The 16,715-nt window shown below is 43.2% G+C and carries 15 protein-coding genes and 1 other annotated feature; of the genes, 13 read left to right on the forward strand and 2 right to left on the reverse strand.

The window, feature by feature from the left end:
- Positions 1-25: 25 nt before the first annotated feature.
- A complete protein-coding gene (gene yjzB / locus G4P54_RS05975; protein WP_081719798.1) occupies positions 26-259 on the reverse strand; it encodes a spore coat protein YjzB in 234 nt (77 codons plus the stop codon).
- Positions 260-422: 163 nt separating this feature from the next.
- On the opposite strand from yjzB, the gene fabH reads away from it, so the two are divergent.
- From fabH to G4P54_RS06020, 9 genes are all read left to right on the forward strand, one after another.
- A complete protein-coding gene (gene fabH, locus G4P54_RS05980; protein ID WP_024714099.1) occupies positions 423-1,361 on the forward strand; it encodes a beta-ketoacyl-ACP synthase III in 939 nt (312 codons plus the stop codon).
- A gap of 21 nt (positions 1,362-1,382) precedes the next feature.
- On the forward strand, positions 1,383-2,624 hold the full coding sequence (gene fabF / locus G4P54_RS05985) for a beta-ketoacyl-ACP synthase II (protein ID WP_167872091.1): 1,242 nt from the start codon (positions 1,383-1,385) through the stop codon (positions 2,622-2,624).
- Positions 2,625-2,698: 74 nt separating this feature from the next.
- Positions 2,699-3,484: a DUF2268 domain-containing putative Zn-dependent protease gene (locus G4P54_RS05990; RefSeq protein ID WP_167872092.1), complete on the forward strand. Its 786-nt coding sequence runs from the start codon at positions 2,699-2,701 to the stop codon at positions 3,482-3,484.
- Positions 3,485-3,671: 187 nt separating this feature from the next.
- Positions 3,672-4,658, forward strand: a complete 987-nt coding sequence (gene appD, locus G4P54_RS05995; RefSeq protein WP_024714102.1) for an oligopeptide ABC transporter ATP-binding protein AppD — start codon at positions 3,672-3,674, stop codon at positions 4,656-4,658.
- Entirely contained in the window at positions 4,655-5,644 is a 990-nt protein-coding gene (gene appF, locus G4P54_RS06000) for an oligopeptide ABC transporter ATP-binding protein AppF (protein WP_167872093.1), read from the forward strand. The genes appD and appF overlap by 4 nt, the downstream gene beginning before the upstream one ends.
- Positions 5,645-5,730: 86 nt before the next feature.
- Complete coding sequence (locus G4P54_RS06005) at positions 5,731-7,359, forward strand: peptide-binding protein (RefSeq protein WP_024714104.1); 1,629 nt, start codon at positions 5,731-5,733, stop codon at positions 7,357-7,359.
- A gap of 75 nt (positions 7,360-7,434) precedes the next feature.
- Positions 7,435-8,385 carry an oligopeptide ABC transporter permease AppB gene (gene appB, locus G4P54_RS06010; RefSeq protein ID WP_024714105.1) on the forward strand — a complete coding sequence of 317 codons (951 nt, stop codon included), beginning with the start codon at positions 7,435-7,437 and terminating at the stop codon, positions 8,383-8,385.
- 16 nt (positions 8,386-8,401) lie between these two features.
- Complete coding sequence (gene appC, locus G4P54_RS06015; RefSeq protein ID WP_024714106.1) at positions 8,402-9,313, forward strand: oligopeptide ABC transporter permease AppC; 912 nt, start codon at positions 8,402-8,404, stop codon at positions 9,311-9,313.
- Between the two features lie 205 nt (positions 9,314-9,518).
- Positions 9,519-10,271 carry a YjbA family protein gene (locus G4P54_RS06020; RefSeq protein ID WP_024714107.1) on the forward strand — a complete coding sequence of 251 codons (753 nt, stop codon included), beginning with the start codon at positions 9,519-9,521 and terminating at the stop codon, positions 10,269-10,271.
- A gap of 34 nt (positions 10,272-10,305) precedes the next feature.
- Here G4P54_RS06020 and trpS read toward each other — a convergent pair whose 3' ends face one another.
- Positions 10,306-11,298, reverse strand: coding sequence for a tryptophan--tRNA ligase (gene trpS, locus G4P54_RS06025; protein WP_167872094.1), 993 nt, complete (start codon positions 11,296-11,298; stop codon positions 10,306-10,308).
- A 58-nt stretch (positions 11,299-11,356) separates the two neighbouring features.
- Positions 11,357-11,570: a binding site (T-box leader), on the reverse strand.
- Between the two features lie 471 nt (positions 11,571-12,041).
- On the opposite strand from trpS, the gene G4P54_RS06030 reads away from it, so the two are divergent.
- The 4 genes from G4P54_RS06030 to oppD all read left to right on the forward strand — a co-directional run bounded on the left by G4P54_RS06030 (position 12,042) and on the right by oppD (position 16,714).
- Positions 12,042-13,682, forward strand: coding sequence for a peptide ABC transporter substrate-binding protein (locus G4P54_RS06030; protein WP_024714109.1), 1,641 nt, complete (start codon positions 12,042-12,044; stop codon positions 13,680-13,682).
- 94 nt (positions 13,683-13,776) lie between these two features.
- A complete protein-coding gene (gene oppB / locus G4P54_RS06035) occupies positions 13,777-14,712 on the forward strand; it encodes an oligopeptide ABC transporter permease OppB (protein ID WP_167872095.1) in 936 nt (311 codons plus the stop codon).
- 3 nt (positions 14,713-14,715) lie between these two features.
- The gene (gene oppC / locus G4P54_RS06040; protein WP_024714111.1) at positions 14,716-15,633 is read left to right on the forward strand and encodes an oligopeptide ABC transporter permease OppC; all 918 of its coding nucleotides are present in this window, start codon (positions 14,716-14,718) and stop codon (positions 15,631-15,633) included.
- Between the two features lie 4 nt (positions 15,634-15,637).
- A complete protein-coding gene (gene oppD / locus G4P54_RS06045) occupies positions 15,638-16,714 on the forward strand; it encodes an oligopeptide ABC transporter ATP-binding protein OppD (RefSeq protein ID WP_081719799.1) in 1,077 nt (358 codons plus the stop codon).
- The last annotated feature ends 1 nt before the right edge of the window (position 16,715 follow it).

A 16,715-nucleotide genomic window follows, 5' to 3' on the forward strand; every position in this document is an offset into this window, starting at 1 on the left:
AAGCCACTTTTTCGAAAGTGGCTTTTCACATGATTTTCTTTTTAATAGCTGAAATCATCGGAGCAAGTTCCTTTAAAGCGGGCTTAATTTGATCAAGTGAGTTCATAATTGAACCGATTTGGTCCATAATATGCATGTACTGTATTGTCTCTTCATCATCGTTTGTCTCGGAAACCTCCTCTTCTTGTTGCTCTTCATTCTCAGCTGTTTGTTTTGGGGAATCACCGAACATCATTTTTGAAAACACATCCAACTGCATACGCCTCCTTTCTATATACAACATTCTATGAGTAAGATGAACTGATAGTTTAGACGAATATATTGCCATGCGAAAAAAAATAAGATAGAATTAGTACCTGATACTAATAATTGATCACAACCTGATTGATCTCTAAATTTACGATATAAAGGAGTCTTCCCTCATGAAAGCTGGAATACTTGGTGTTGGACGTTACGTTCCTGAGAAAGTTTTAACAAATCATGATCTTGAAAAAATGGTTGAAACTTCTGACGAGTGGATTCGTACTAGAACAGGAATAGAAGAAAGAAGAATTGCCGCAGATGATGTGCTTTCATCACATATGGCTGTTGCAGCTGCGAAAAAGGCGCTGGAACAAGCTGAAGTGGCAGCGGAGGATCTGGATATGATCCTGGTTGCGACTGTTACGCCTGATCAGTCATTTCCTACGGTCTCTTGTATGATTCAAGAACAGCTCGGCGCGAAGAAAGCGTGTGCTATGGATATCAGCGCGGCTTGTGCTGGCTTCATGTACGGGGTTATAACCGGTAAACAATTTATTGAATCCGGAACCTACAAGCATGTTCTTGTTGTCGGTGTAGAAAAGCTCTCAAGCATTACAGACTGGGAAGACCGCAATACAGCCGTTCTGTTTGGAGACGGAGCAGGTGCTGCGGTAGTCGGACCGGTCAGCGATGACAGAGGAATCCTTTCATTTGAACTGGGAGCAGACGGCACAGGCGGTCAGCACTTGTACCTAAATGAAAAAGGACATACAATCATGAATGGACGAGAAGTTTTCAAATTTGCAGTCCGCCAAATGGGAGAATCATGCGTAAATGTCATTGAAAAAGCCGGGCTCTCAAAAGAGGATGTCGACTTTTTGATTCCGCATCAGGCGAACATCCGCATCATGGAAGCCGCTCGCGAGCGTTTAGAGCTTCCTGTCGAAAAGATGTCTAAAACCGTTCATAAATATGGAAATACTTCTGCCGCATCTATTCCGATCTCTCTAGTAGAAGAATTGGAAGCTGGTAAAATCAAAGACGGCGATGTAGTCGTAATGGTAGGGTTCGGCGGAGGATTAACATGGGGCGCCATTGCAATCCGCTGGGGCCGATAAAAAAAGTGAGGTGCACACAAGATGAGTAAAAAAAGAGTAGTTGTTACAGGCCTTGGAGCTTTATCTCCGCTTGGCAACGACGTCGATACAAGCTGGAATAACGCGATCAACGGTGTGTCCGGAATCGGTCCGATCACTCGTGTTGACGCTGAAGAATATCCGGCAAAAGTAGCCGCAGAGTTAAAAGACTTCAATGTTGAAGATTATATGGATAAAAAAGAAGCAAGAAAAATGGACCGCTTTACACAATATGCGGTTGTCGCTGCCAAAATGGCGGTTGAAGACGCGGATCTTAACATTACAGATGAGATCGCGCCGAGAGTCGGTGTTTGGGTAGGATCCGGTATCGGAGGACTTGAAACGCTAGAATCTCAATTTGAAATTTTCTTAACAAAAGGCCCAAGACGGGTAAGCCCGTTTTTCGTGCCAATGATGATTCCTGACATGGCGACAGGCCAGATTTCTATTGCGTTAGGAGCAAAAGGGGTTAACTCTTGTACGGTTACTGCATGTGCTACAGGAACGAATTCAATCGGTGACGCGTTTAAAGTCATTCAGCGCGGCGATGCAGACGTTATGGTCACAGGCGGAACAGAAGCGCCTCTGACAAGAATGTCATTCGCGGGCTTCAGTGCCAACAAAGCGCTGTCTACTAATCCAGACCCGAAAACAGCGAGCCGCCCGTTCGATAAAAACCGTGACGGCTTTGTCATGGGTGAAGGTGCAGGGATTATCGTTCTTGAAGAGCTTGAGCATGCCCTGGCCCGCGGCGCTAAAATTTACGGAGAAATTGTTGGCTACGGCTCAACGGGCGACGCTTATCATATTACAGCGCCGGCACAAGATGGTGAAGGCGGAGCGAGAGCGATGAAAGAAGCCATTAGAGATGCGGGAATAGCCCCTGAAGAAATTGATTATATCAATGCTCACGGGACAAGCACGTACTACAATGACAAATACGAAACAATGGCGATTAAAACCGTATTCGGTGAGCATGCGCATAAACTTGCGGTAAGCTCTACAAAATCGATGACTGGCCACCTTTTAGGAGCGGCCGGCGGTATTGAAGCGATTTTCTCTGTGCTTGCCATTAAAGAAGGTGTGATCCCGCCGACAATCAATATTCAAACGCCTGATGAAGAATGTGACTTGGATTATGTGCCTGATGAAGCCCGCAGACAGGATCTCAATTATGTTCTCAGCAACTCATTGGGATTCGGCGGACATAATGCAACATTAATCTTTAAGAAATATCAATCATAATCACGCCAAACCGGCTGCCTTTAAAGGTAGCCGGTTTTTTTTGTGCGCATAGGATAAAATGAGGAGGCGATCACATGAGTGTGAAACAAACATATAAATGGCTCCGGCAGGCTGCTTCAATCGATGATTTGGCGCCATACATTGTCCCGCTTTTTTCAAGTGCGGAGAAAAAGAACTGGAAAGGCATTCTGGGCCATCTTCAGCATCATGGAATGTTTAAAAACATAAAAGAAGGTATTCATACTGCATCCAAGCTGAAAGAAAAAGGTTTTTACGAGCATATTCAAAAGGAAGAACAGTACCTCAAAAATAAATGGCAAGGTCCTGATGTCCAGATTGTCCCGCTCCCGGTTGATGAGCGAAACAGAAGAATTCGTTTAGAATTCGGATCAAAATCAGGGCTCGCTTTTCAAGACAAAATGTTCCTCTTTCTGTCGTCAGATTTAAATTTTGCATCGGTATCTGCCCTAATGACACATGAATATCATCATGTTTGCCGGTTAGAGCGTCTGACGAAAGAGGAAAAGGATGTCACATTACTTGATACAATCATCATGGAAGGACTTGCAGAATATGCTGTTTATGAGAGGTTCGGCCGAAGTCAAACAGCTGAATGGATATCTTGGTATACCCAGGAGCAGCTGCAAGCTTTATACGAGAAAAAGATTGCGCCCCATCAGGATATTAAACGAGATAATCGATTATTCTCCCAGCTGTTATTCGGCAAAGGATACCAGCCAAAAATGCTTGGATATGCGGTCGGATTCAATATTGTAAAAAAATATTTAACGGCCAACAAAGCAAACACGGCAGACGGGCTGTCCATTCCTGCTGAAACCTTTTTGAATGTAATGCTTTAACAGGATAAAATAATGGAATTTCATTAATAATATTACATTTATCCTAAAAAATTCTTGATTTTGCAAAATGATTGTAATAATATACAAATATAAAATTTTCGATAATTCAATATTATTTATTATTTCTGAATAAAGGGATTGCTTTCTCTTGCAAACGTTTGAAACAAGAGGGGGAAGGAGAGCTAGCATGAGCACACTTTTAGAAGTGAATAATTTAAAGACTTATTTTTTCAGAAAAAAGGAGCCGATCCCTGCGGTTGACGGTGTCGATTTTCACATCAGCAAAGGCGAAACCGTCGCGCTTGTAGGTGAATCGGGCTCCGGGAAAAGCATTACTTCTTTATCAATCATGGGCCTTGTTCAAAGCTCAGGCGGAAAAATCATGGACGGCTCTATTAAACTCGAAGACAAAGACCTCACCTCATTCACTGAAAATGACTATTGCAAAATCCGCGGAAACGAAGTATCCATGATCTTTCAGGAACCAATGACCTCCCTTAATCCGGTGTTAACAATCGGAGAACAAATTACCGAAGTGCTGATTTACCATAAAAACATGAAGAAAAAAGAAGCCAGTCAAAGAGCTGTTGAACTCTTGCAGATGGTTGGGTTCTCGCGGGCTGAGCAAATGATGGATGAGTATCCGCACAGGCTGTCCGGAGGAATGAGACAGAGGGTGATGATTGCCATCGCACTTAGCTGTAACCCTAAATTGCTCATTGCCGATGAACCGACGACAGCTCTGGATGTGACAATACAAGCCCAAGTGCTGGAGCTCATGAAGGATCTCTGCCAGAAGTTCAATACGTCGATTCTTCTCATCACCCATGACTTAGGTGTCGTATCAGAAGCAGCCGACAGAGTAATTGTCATGTACTGCGGACAAGTCGTAGAAACCGCCGCCGTTGACGACTTATTTTTAGAGCCGCTGCATCCTTACACAGAAGGCCTGCTTACATCGATTCCCGTCATAGATGGAGAGATTGATAAATTAAATGCGATTAAAGGCAGCGTGCCGACACCGGATAATCTGCCGCCGGGCTGCCGCTTTGCCCCAAGGTGTCCGAAAGCCATGGATAAATGCTGGACAAATCAGCCTTCGCTTTTGACGCACAAAAGCGGAAGAACGGTGAGATGCTTTTTATATGAGGAAGAGGGTGCCGAACAATCATGACAGCAGCTAATCAAGAAACAATCTTAGAGCTTCGTGACGTAAAAAAATACTTCCCGATCCGCTCAGGTCTTTTTCAAAAAAAAGTCGGCGATGTAAAAGCAGTGGACGGTGTTTCATTTTCATTACATAAGGGAGAAACCCTCGGAATTGTCGGAGAATCAGGCTGCGGAAAATCGACTGCCGGCAGGACGATGATCAGGCTCTACAAACCGACAGAAGGCCAAATCTTTTTTAAAGGGCAGGATATTTCCAATCTGTCAGAGGAGAAGCTGCGGAAAAGTGTCCGCAAAAATATTCAAATGGTTTTCCAAGATCCATTTGCCTCTTTGAATCCAAGAAAGACATTGCGTTCTATCATTAAGGAGCCGCTTCATACGCACCGCATGTATACGATGCGCGAACGAAACGAAAAAGTCGAAGAACTGCTTGCGAGAGTGGGGCTTCACCCATCGTTTGCCAGCCGTTATCCCCATGAATTTTCGGGAGGCCAGCGGCAGCGGATCGGCATCGCCAGAGCGCTCACGTTGAATCCCGAGCTGATCATTGCAGATGAGCCGGTTTCTGCGCTTGATGTATCCATTCAGGCCCAAGTGATTAATTTAATGGAAGAATTACAGGAAGAATTTAATCTGACGTATCTATTTATCTCTCATGATCTAAGTGTCGTCCGCCATATCAGCGACAGAGTCGGAGTGATGTATCTTGGCAAAATGATGGAATTGACCGGTAAGCATGAACTTTACGATAATCCGCTTCATCCTTATACACAGGCTCTTTTATCATCCGTCCCGGTTACAAGAAGAAAAGGATCTGTCAAACGTGAGCGCATCGTCCTGAAGGGGGAACTGCCAAGTCCGGCCAATCCGCCAAAAGGCTGTGTTTTCCACACAAGATGTCCTGCCGCAAAGCCGATATGCAAGGAACAAATACCAGAATTCAAAGAAGCTGCTCCCAGCCATTTTGTGGCTTGTCACCTTTATAGCTAATCGTTGCCCGACTAGCTTTGAGAGGGGGTATGCACTACATAAACAACAGCTGAGAAGTACGAACATTTCAAGAGGGGGAATATCTAATGAAAAGACGGAAAACCGTACTGATGATGCTAAGTGTATTGATGGTTCTGGCCATCTTTTTATCGGCCTGCTCAGGATCAAAATCGAGCAGCAGCGAGAAAAAGTCAGCAGGAAAACCGCAGCAAGGCGGAGATTTGGTTGTCGGGTCAATCGGGGAACCCACGCTCTTTAATTCTCTGTATTCTACGGACGATGCAAGTACGGATATTGAAAATATGCTGTACAGCTTTTTAACGAAAACGGATGAAAAACTAAATGTAAAATTGTCGCTCGCTGAAAGCATTAAAGAATTGGACGGCGGTCTGGCATACGATGTGAAAATCAAAAAAGGCGTTAAGTTTCATGACGGGAAAGAACTGACTGCAGATGACGTCGTATTTACGTACAGTGTCCCTTTAAGCAAAGATTATAAGGGAGAACGCGGCTCAACATATGAAATGCTGAAATCCGTAGAGAAAAAAGGCGATTACGAAGTATTGTTCAAACTGAAATATAAAGACGGTAATTTCTATAACAATGCGTTAGACAGCACAGCCATTCTGCCGAAGCACATTCTCGGTAATGTTCCGATTGCCGATTTAGAAGAAAATGAGTTTAACAGAAAGAAACCGATCGGTTCAGGTCCATTTAAGTTTAAAGAATGGAAGCAGGGCCAATATATTAAGCTCGAAGCGAATGATGATTATTTTGATGGAAGACCGTATTTAGATACTGTGACGTATAAAGTCATTCCTGATGCAAATGCTGCCGTTACACAGCTGCAGGCAGGCGATATTAACTTTTTTAATGTGCCCGCCACTGACTATAAAATGGCTGAAAAATTCAATAACGTGAAAGTCGTTACTGATTTGGCATTAAGTTATGTGTACATCGGATGGAATGAAAAAAAAGAACTATTTAAGGATAAAAAGGTCCGTCAGGCGCTGACAACCGCTCTTGACCGCGAGTCAATCGTCAACCAAGTATTAGATGGGGACGGAAAGGTAGCTTACATTCCGGAAAGCCCTTTATCTTGGAACTATCCTAAAGATATAGATGTTCCGAAATTTGCGTACAACGAGAAAAAAGCGAAACAAATGCTCGCAGAAGCCGGCTGGAAAGATACGAACGGTGATGGCATTTTAGATAAAGACGGAAAGAAATTCTCGTTTACGCTTAAAACGAACCAAGGAAATAAAGTCCGTGAAGACATCGCTGTCGTCGTTCAGGAGCAGCTGAAAAAAATAGGCATTGAAGTAAAGACCCAAATCGTTGAATGGAGTGCTCTCGTTGAACAAATGAGTCCTCCGAATTGGGATTTTGATGCAATGGTCATGGGGTGGAGTTTATCCACATTCCCTGATCAATATGACACGTTCCATTCAAGCCAGATTAAAAAGGGTTTAAACTTCGTTTGGTATAAAAATGCCGAAGCGGATAAACTCATGAAAGATGCAAAATCAATCAGCGACAGAAAGCAATATTCAAAAGAATATGAGCAGATTTATCAAAAAATTGCGGAAGATCAGCCGTATACGTTCTTGTATTACCCTAACAACCATATGGCAATGCCGCAAAATCTTGAAGGATACAAATACCATCCGAAACGTGATTTATATAATATCGAAAAATGGTGGCTTGCAAAATAATTTTCCCTTAAAGGGGAGGGAGAGCGTTTTCTCCCTCTTCTGTTTTTAATAAGGAAAGTAAAGGGGGACAAGTATATGGCTGCATATATTATCAGAAGAACCGTCATGTCTATTCCAATTTTATTGGGAATTACGATTCTATCATTTGTTATTATGAAAGCCGCACCCGGAGACCCGATGACGTTAATGATGGACCCGAAAATCAGCCAGGCTGACAGAGAGCAGTTTATTGAAAAATATGGTCTGAATGATCCTCAGTACGTTCAATATTTAAAGTGGCTCGGCAACATGGTGCAGGGTGATTTCGGAACGTCTATTGTCAGAAAAGGGACGCCTGTTTCAGAATTGATTATGGCAAGGCTGCCCAATACGCTGCTGCTGATGCTCGTTTCAACGATTATGGCTCTTATGATTTCTATTCCATTCGGTGTCCTGTCGGCAAAGCGGCCGTATTCAAAGCTCGACTATGGCATTACATTTACCTCGTTTATAGGTCTGGCTATTCCAAACTTTTGGTTTGGATTAATTTTGATTATGGTGTTATCAGTAAATCTCGGCTGGTTTCCAACCGGTGGTGTCGAGACGCTGAATACCGAATTCAATATATTTGACCGGATTCATCATTTAATTCTGCCTGCATTCGTATTAGCTACAGCTGACATGGCCGGACTGACGAGATACACGAGATCCAATATGCTTGATGTCTTAAAACAAGATTATATTCGCACAGCGAGAGCAAAAGGTTTTAAAGAGAATAGAGTGCTATTTAAACATGGATTGAGGAATGCATTATTACCCGTCATTACAATTTTCGGTTTGATGATTCCTTCATTTATCGGCGGATCTGTCGTTGTTGAACAAATTTTCACTTGGCCGGGGTTAGGAAAGCTGTTTGTCGATTCGGCATTCCAGCGTGATTATCCGGTTATCATGGCAATGACTGTGATCTCCGCGGTTCTTGTCGTTGTCGGAAACCTCATTGCAGACATCCTTTACGCGATTGTTGATCCGCGGATCGAATATTAAAAGGAGGGAAACGGAGATGTCAGAGCTGCAAACCACTCCCTCGCCGGAGATCAGGCTGAAAGAAAATATTTCGAAAAAACCAGATACGATGACCAAGATATTCTGGGAAAAATTCTCGAAAAACAAACTGGCCGTTCTAGGAGCCGTCCTGCTGTTTATCATTATTATGTCTGCTGTTTTCGCTCCTTTGATTGCGCCTTATCCCCAGGAGCAGCAAAGCCTGCTTGATAAATATAAGGCGCCGGGCCTCGAACATTTGATGGGGACGGATAAATTCGGACGTGATATTTTCAGTAGGATCTTGTATGGAGCGCGTGTCTCTTTATTGGTTGGTTTTGCGTCTGTAGTCGGTTCGATTTTGATCGGAACGGTTTTAGGAGCAATAGCTGGATATTTCAGAGGAATCGTGGATGCTGTCATCATGCGTCTGGTCGACATTGTATTATCTATTCCTGATATTTTCTTGCTTATCACACTTGTCACCATCTTTAAACCAGGTGTGGACAAACTGATTTTAATTTTCTGTCTCACAGGCTGGACCACGACAGCGCGGTTGGTAAGGGGAGAATTTTTGTCGCTTCGTTCAAGGGAATATGTTCTCGCCGCTAAAACAATTGGAACAAAGACACATAAAATTATTTTTTCTCATATTCTGCCCAATGCATTGGGGCCGATTATCGTCTCGGCGACGCTCAAAGTAGGATCTGTCATTCTCGCTGAATCAGCGTTAAGCTACTTGGGCTTCGGAATTCAGCCGCCAATCGCAAGCTGGGGAAACATGCTCCAAGATGCGCAGAATTTCACAGTAATGATTCAAGCATGGTGGTACCCATTATTTCCCGGGCTATTAATTTTAATAACCGTTCTATGCTTCAACTTTGTCGGTGACGGCCTAAGGGATGCACTTGATCCGAAGAATATTAAATAAAAATGAAAATAATATTTGTTATAAAATATAACAAAAACAGAAGAAAAGCAGATCTCCTTTTGTCAGAAAATATACAAAGAGATCTGCTTTTTGTGATTCTTATATAAATCCAGCAATTCCAGATTTCCTCAATCTCCTTGGAATAATTTCTCTGTCCCTTGCCTATACTGTGGACAACAGTTTTTATAAAAGTGAGGGGTTAGAGATGTTATTTCTTCATGATGTGTGGGTCAATTGGTTTGAAGGGGAAGAAAATGGCTACAATGTATGTCACTTTCATGAATGGCGCAAGGAAGATACGGTTGAGCTTTTGGATCAGGTGCCGCTGTTAAGGGTGCCGTCAGTGCTGTTTCATTACATAGAAAACGATCTGTCTGAGCTTCCGAAAGGTTTGCTTGAAGACGTACATCAAAAATCGTACATTCGAAAAAATCACGAGCGGACTAAGCTTGAGTATTGTTTTGTCGTAACAGACGGAATCGGCATTTTGGCTGTCGACACAATCGGCTACACAATCCCTGTCAGAAAAAGCCGTCTGATTCCAAGACAGGAGCAGCTCGTTTATGAAATGGTAAAAGATGTAGAGCCTGAAACTTATGAATTTGAGCCAAAGAAGCTGGAATCCTCAAAAGAATATCACATTTTATCATTAGCTCCGGAACACGTCAGAGGACTGACAAGAAAAGAACGGCAAATCAAGCAGCTGATGTTTATGGCGCTTGACCAATTAAAAGGGCTGAAAAACCGCGCTGAAATTGGCTACTGGTACACAGAGTGGAACCCGCATATGTATGAACAAATCAAGCGGATGAGCTTTGAAGAGATTTGGGACATGCTGTATAACGAAACAATTGAAGGCTGGTCGGACAAGCATCTGGCTTTTTGCGAAAACCTGATAAAAGGGCAGCCTTTCTTTGAAAAGCTGTGGGAAATAGAAAACGAATCAAAGGTAAACTGAAAAAACCGCTCTTGCTAAAGAGCGGTTTTTTTGATCAGCGTCTTTTTCGGCCAAGACCCATGGCATTCTCCATTTTTTTCAGCATTTTGTTTGCTGTCCGGTTTGCCCGTTCCGCGCCTTCATCAAGAATCCGGTCTAATTCATCAGATTCAATCAGTTCATGATAGCGTTCTTGGATCGGTTTTAATGCGTTCACCACGACTTCTGCCAAATCACCTTTAAACTCGCCGTAGCCTTTTCCTTCGTACTTTGCTTCAAGCTCTTCAATTGTCGTATTGCCGAGGATTGAATAAATCGTAAGAAGATTGGAAACGCCCGGTTTGTTTTCTTTATCAAATTTCACTATGCCTTCAGAATCTGTCACAGCGCTTTTGATCTTCTTTTCAAGGAGCTTCGGTTCATCAAGCAACGTAATATAAGATTTCTGGTTTGGATCTGATTTGCTCATTTTCTTCAATGGATCATTCAGAGACATGATGCGTGCGCCGACTTTTGGAATTTTCACTTCTGGAACTGTAAAGATGTCGTTATATTTTTTGTTGAAGCGTTCGGCGAGATTCCGCGTCAGCTCAAGGTGCTGCTTTTGATCCTCACCAACAGGCACAAGGTCTGTTCCATACAGCAGAATATCAGCGGCCATCAGCGGCGGGTACGTTAACAGGCCGGAGACGACAGCTTCATTGCCTTTGGACTTGTCTTTAAATTGAGTCATCCGTTCAAGCTCGCCGATATACGCGACACACTGCATCATCCATCCGGCCTGCGCATGGGCGGGAACCTCTGACTGAATAAACAATGTCGCTTTTTCCGGATCAAGTCCTACAGCTAGGTAAAGCGCCGCCAGACTGCGGATATTCTTTCTTAGCTGAAGCCGGTCTTGAGGAACGGTTATCGCATGCTGATCCACAATGCAAAAATAGCTGTTATAATCATGCTGCAGTTCGACAAACTGCTTCATCGCACCGATATAGTTGCCGAGCGTAACGGAGCCGCTTGGCTGAATGCCTGAAAAAATCGTTTGTTTCATGTAAACATCAACCTCATTTCTTAAAACATAATAAAAAAGGCTCATTCTTCCCCTGTAAAAAAGGGACGAATGAACCGTGGTACCACCCTGATTATTCCATTAAAATGGAATCACTCTGACGTTTGTAACGGAGACTGCTCCGGCTGAGCCTACTTTTTCGGTTTCGGTCAGCTGCTCCAAAGTCCATTCCGCATTGCCCGTTATCTGCTCCCAGCACCGCAGACTCTCTTCAAACGGGTGAAATGTGTACTACTCTTTTTCATAGCAGGCTTTTCTTTTGATTGCTTCATTATAAATCAATTATAACCAATTGTCATCATCAAAAAACATTCTTTTTCCCGGTAATATTGTAATGATATACATAACACAGGCGCTGAAAAATCCTTAAATGATAACTGATATCAGCGTGATAACAGCAATATATTATATGTAAAAAGCAATATGGATACAAAACTCCTAAAATAGTTTTTAATCAATTTATGCTTTAATCGATAGAAGGATATTACGTTCGTGGAAGAAAAACTAACGAAGTTCAAATATTTTAAATTGATAAAATAATATTGCAATAAATTATTTGTTTCATTATAATGAACTTGTTCACTCTAGTGTTACAGCTTTTTTACAAAAATAATCAGAAAAGACGGAACAGAATAAAAGTTTCGGAAACTTAGGTTCATTTGTCTGATATTTCTGAGTGTTTAGCCGTAAGGAGCTGAAAAATTATGATTAGGGGGTTTGCGAATATGAAAAAACGTTGGTCGATTGTCACGTTGATACTCATTTTCACTCTCGTGCTGAGCGCGTGCGGCTTTGGCGGCAACGGCGGATCAAACGGTGAAGGGAAAAAGGACAGTAAAGGAAAGACGACACTTAACATTAATATTAAAACTGAGCCATATTCTTTACATCCGGGATTAGCAAAAGATTCAGTATCAGGGGGTGTTATCCGTCAGACTTTTGAAGGATTGACACGCATTAATGCAGATGGTGAGCCTGAAGAAGGCGCAGCTTCTAAAATTGAAACGAGCAAAGATGGAAAGACATATACATTTACAATTCGTGATGGCGCAAAATGGTCAAACGGCGACCCTGTAACAGCACAAGACTTTGAATATGCTTGGAAATGGGCTCTTGATCCTGTTAATGAGTCGCAGTATGCTTATGAGCTTTATTACATCAAAGGCGCGGAAGCTGCAAACACAGGAAAAGGAAGCTTGGATGACGTAGCTGTAAAAGCGGTGAACGATAAGACGTTAAAAGTTGAATTGAATCATCCGACACCGTTTTTCACTCAATTGACTGCGTTCTATACTTATATGCCGGTCAACAAAAAGGTTGCTGAGAAAAATGGAAAATGGTATACCAATGCGGGCGAAGATTACGTCTCCAACGGACCATTTAAAATGACATCTTGGAAACACAGCGGATCTATTTCTCTTGAAAAAAATGATCAATATTGGGATAAAGACAAGGTTAAGCTGAAAAACATCAAAATGGTCATGATCAACAATAACAATACTGAGCTTAAGAAATTCCAAGCTGGTGAACTTGATTGGGCAGGGATGCCGCTTGGCCAGCTTCCGACTGAATCGCTGCCAACTCTGAAGAAAGATGATTCGTTACACGTTGAAGCGATTGCTGGTGTTTACTGGTACAAATTTAATACGACGGCAAAGCCATTGAATAATGTAAACATTCGTAAAGCGCTGGCCTATTCAATCAATCGTCAATCGATCGTGAAAAACGTGACGCAGGGCGAACAAATTCCGGCTATGGCCGCAGTTCCACCGTCAATGAAGGGATTTGAAGATAATAAAAAAGGTTATTTCGACGATAACGACGTGAAAACCGCGAAAGAATATTTGAAAAAAGGTCTTAAGGAGTTAGGCCTGAGCAAAGCTTCCGACCTGCCGACAATTAAATTGTCTTATAATACGGATGATGCGCATGCGAAACTTGCTCAAGCTGTTCAGGAAATGTGGAAAAAAGACCTTGGTGTAAATGTTGAGCTTGATAATTCCGAATGGAACGTCTATATCGACAAACTTCACAGCCTAGACTATCAAATCGGGCGTATGGGCTGGCTTGCCGACTATAATGATCCGATCACCTTCCTTGAATTGTTCAAGGATAAAGACGGAGGAAATAATGATACTGGCTGGGAAAACGCGGAATTTAAAAAGCTGTTGAATGAGTCCCAAACTGAAACGGACAGTAACAAGCGTATCGAACTGCTTAAGAAAGCAGAGAAGATTTTTATGGATGATATGCCTGTTGCACCAATCTATTTTTATACGATCCCTTGGGTGCAGGACGAAAATCTGAAAGGAACTATCATTACTGGAACTGGAGAAATTTATTTCAGAAATGCGTACTTTCAATAAGTCTATGTGAAAACAACAAACCTCAAGGTATATGGGACCTATTACCCATATACCTTTCTTACTGATCATGTAAAAACAATGGAGGTGTTTCCCCTTGCTGAAATATATCGGAAGACGTTTAATCTACATGGTTATCACTCTATTTGTCATTGTAACCGTGACTTTTTTCTTAATGCAGGCAGCACCGGGCGGGCCATTTTCGGATGAGAAAAAGCTTCCGCCTGAAATTGAAGCCAACTTAAATGAACACTATGGGTTGGACAAGCCGCTGTTTGTTCAATACCTTGGCTATTTAAAATCAGTTGCAATGTGGGATTTTGGACCGTCATTTAAATATAAAGGTCAGAGTGTTAACGACCTGATCAATTCGGGTTTCCCCGTTTCATTCACTCTTGGAGCAGAAGCTATTCTCCTCGCTTTAGCGTTAGGTGTATTGTTTGGGGTCATTGCAGCCCTTTACCATAATAAGTGGCAGGATTATACTGTCGCGATTTTGACCATCTTTGGCATTTCAGTTCCGAGCTTTATCATGGCGGCTGTTCTGCAATATGTGTTCTCCATGAAGCTTGGTCTGTTTCCAGTCGCGGGGTGGGAGTCCTGGGCATACACCTTCTTGCCTTCAATCGCACTTTCTTCCATGCCGATGGCGTTTATTGCCAGACTTTCCCGTTCAAGCATGATCGAAGTGTTAAACAGTGACTATATTCGCACAGCGAAAGCAAAAGGGCTGTCCCGTCTGGCCGTCACAGTGCGTCACGCCATTAGAAACGCTCTTTTGCCAGTTGTTACATACATGGGCCCGATGGCCGCACAAGTTTTAACGGGAAGCTTCATTATTGAAACGATTTTTGGTATTCCGGGACTTGGTGCACATTTCGTAAACAGTATTACAAACCGTGATTACACAGTCATTATGGGTGTAACGGTGTTCTTCAGCGTCATCCTGCTATTGTGTGTATTAATCGTAGACGTGCTATATGGCATTATCGATCCAAGAATCAAGCTTTCCAAAGCAAAGAAAGGAGCCTAGGCCATGCAGAACATTCCAAAAAATATGTTTGAACCAGCCGCAGCGAATGCCGGCGATGCAGAAAAAATAAGTAAAAAGAGCCTTTCCCTCTGGAAAGATGCGATGCTTCGCTTCCGCAGCAATAAGCTTGCAATGGTCGGGCTTATCATTATTGTACTTATTATTCTTATGGCGATTTTTGCGCCGGTTTTCTCAAGATATGATTATTCAACTACTAATCTCTTAAATGCGGATAAGCCGCCTTCAAAAGATCACTGGTTCGGAACAGATGACCTTGGACGGGACATTTTCGTCCGGACATGGGTTGGTGCGCGAATCTCAATCTTTATCGGTGTCGCGGCCGCTGTTCTTGATTTGCTGATCGGCGTCATTTGGGGGAGCATTTCAGGCTTCCGCGGCGGCAGAACGGATGAAATCATGATGCGTATCGCCGATATCCTTTGGGCAGTTCCTTCATTATTAATGGTTATTTTACTGATGGTCGTTCTTCCGAAAGGGCTATTTACAATTATTATTGCGATGACGATTACGGGCTGGATTAATATGGCCAGAATTGTACGCGGACAAGTGCTGCAGCTGAAGAATCAGGAGTATGTCCTTGCTTCACAGACACTTGGTGCAAAAACGTCTCGTTTGCTGTTTAAGCATATCGTGCCAAACGCAATGGGCCCTATTTTGGTCACGATGACATTGACAGTGCCTACTGCGATTTTTACAGAAGCCTTTTTAAGCTATTTGGGACTTGGTGTTCCGGCTCCGCTGGCAAGCTGGGGAACGATGGCTTCTGACGGATTGCCTGCATTGACCTATTATCCGTGGCGTTTATTCTTCCCTGCCGGATTTATCTGCATTACAATGTTTGGCTTTAACGTTGTCGGCGACGGATTAAGAGACGCATTGGATCCTAAGTTACGTAAATAAGGGAGTGATACGGGTGACACGCCTATTAGAAGTAAACGATTTAGCGATTTCATTTAAAACATATGGCGGAGAGGTTCAGGCAATCCGCGGGGTGAATTTTCATTTGAATAAAGGAGAGACGCTGGCCATCGTCGGAGAATCAGGTTCCGGAAAAAGTGTGACCTCTCAAGCGATCATGAAGCTGATTCCAATGCCTCCGGGCTATTTTAAGCGCGGTAAGATCTTATTTGACGGCAAGGACCTGGTGCAGCTGTCCGAAAGAGAGATGCAAAATGTCCGGGGAAAAGAGATCGGGATGATATTCCAGGATCCGATGACCTCTTTAAATCCGACGATGAAGGTCGGCAAACAAATTACGGAAGTGCTTTTTAAACACGAGAAGATTTCAAAGGAAGCGGCGAAAAAACGCGCCGTTGAGCTGCTGGATTTAGTCGGCATCCCGATGCCGGAAAAAAGGGTCAATCAATTTCCGCATGAGTTTTCAGGCGGGATGAGACAGCGGGTTGTCATTGCGATGGCTCTTGCGGCGAATCCGAAGCTTCTGATCGCCGATGAGCCGACAACTGCTCTTGATGTAACAATCCAAGCGCAAATTTTGGAATTGATGAAGGATTTGCAAAAGAAAATTGACACATCCATCATCTTTATCACACACGATCTTGGTGTGGTGGCTAACGTTGCTGACCGAGTCGCTGTCATGTACGCGGGACAGATTGTAGAAACAGGTACGGTAGACGAGATTTTCTATGATCCGAGACATCCGTATACTTGGGGGCTGCTTGCATCCATGCCGACACTGGAAAGTTCGGGAGAGGAGCAATTGACTGCCATTCCCGGCACGCCGCCTGATTTGACGAACCCGCCAAAAGGAGATGCTTTTGCGCTGCGAAGCCCTTACGCGATGAAAATTGATTTTGAACAGGAGCCGCCAATGTTTAGGGTGTCTGATACTCATTATGTCAAATCGTGGCTGCTTCATCCTGACGCGCCAAAGGTAGAGCCGCCTGAAGCGGTAAAAGCGAAAATGCGCAAACTGGCAAACACGTATGAAAAACCTGTCTTAGTGAGAGAAGGTGAATAAA

Origin of the sequence: Bacillus tequilensis (assembly GCF_012225885.1) — a bacterium.
GTDB classification, from domain to species: Bacteria; Bacillota; Bacilli; order Bacillales; family Bacillaceae; genus Bacillus; species Bacillus tequilensis.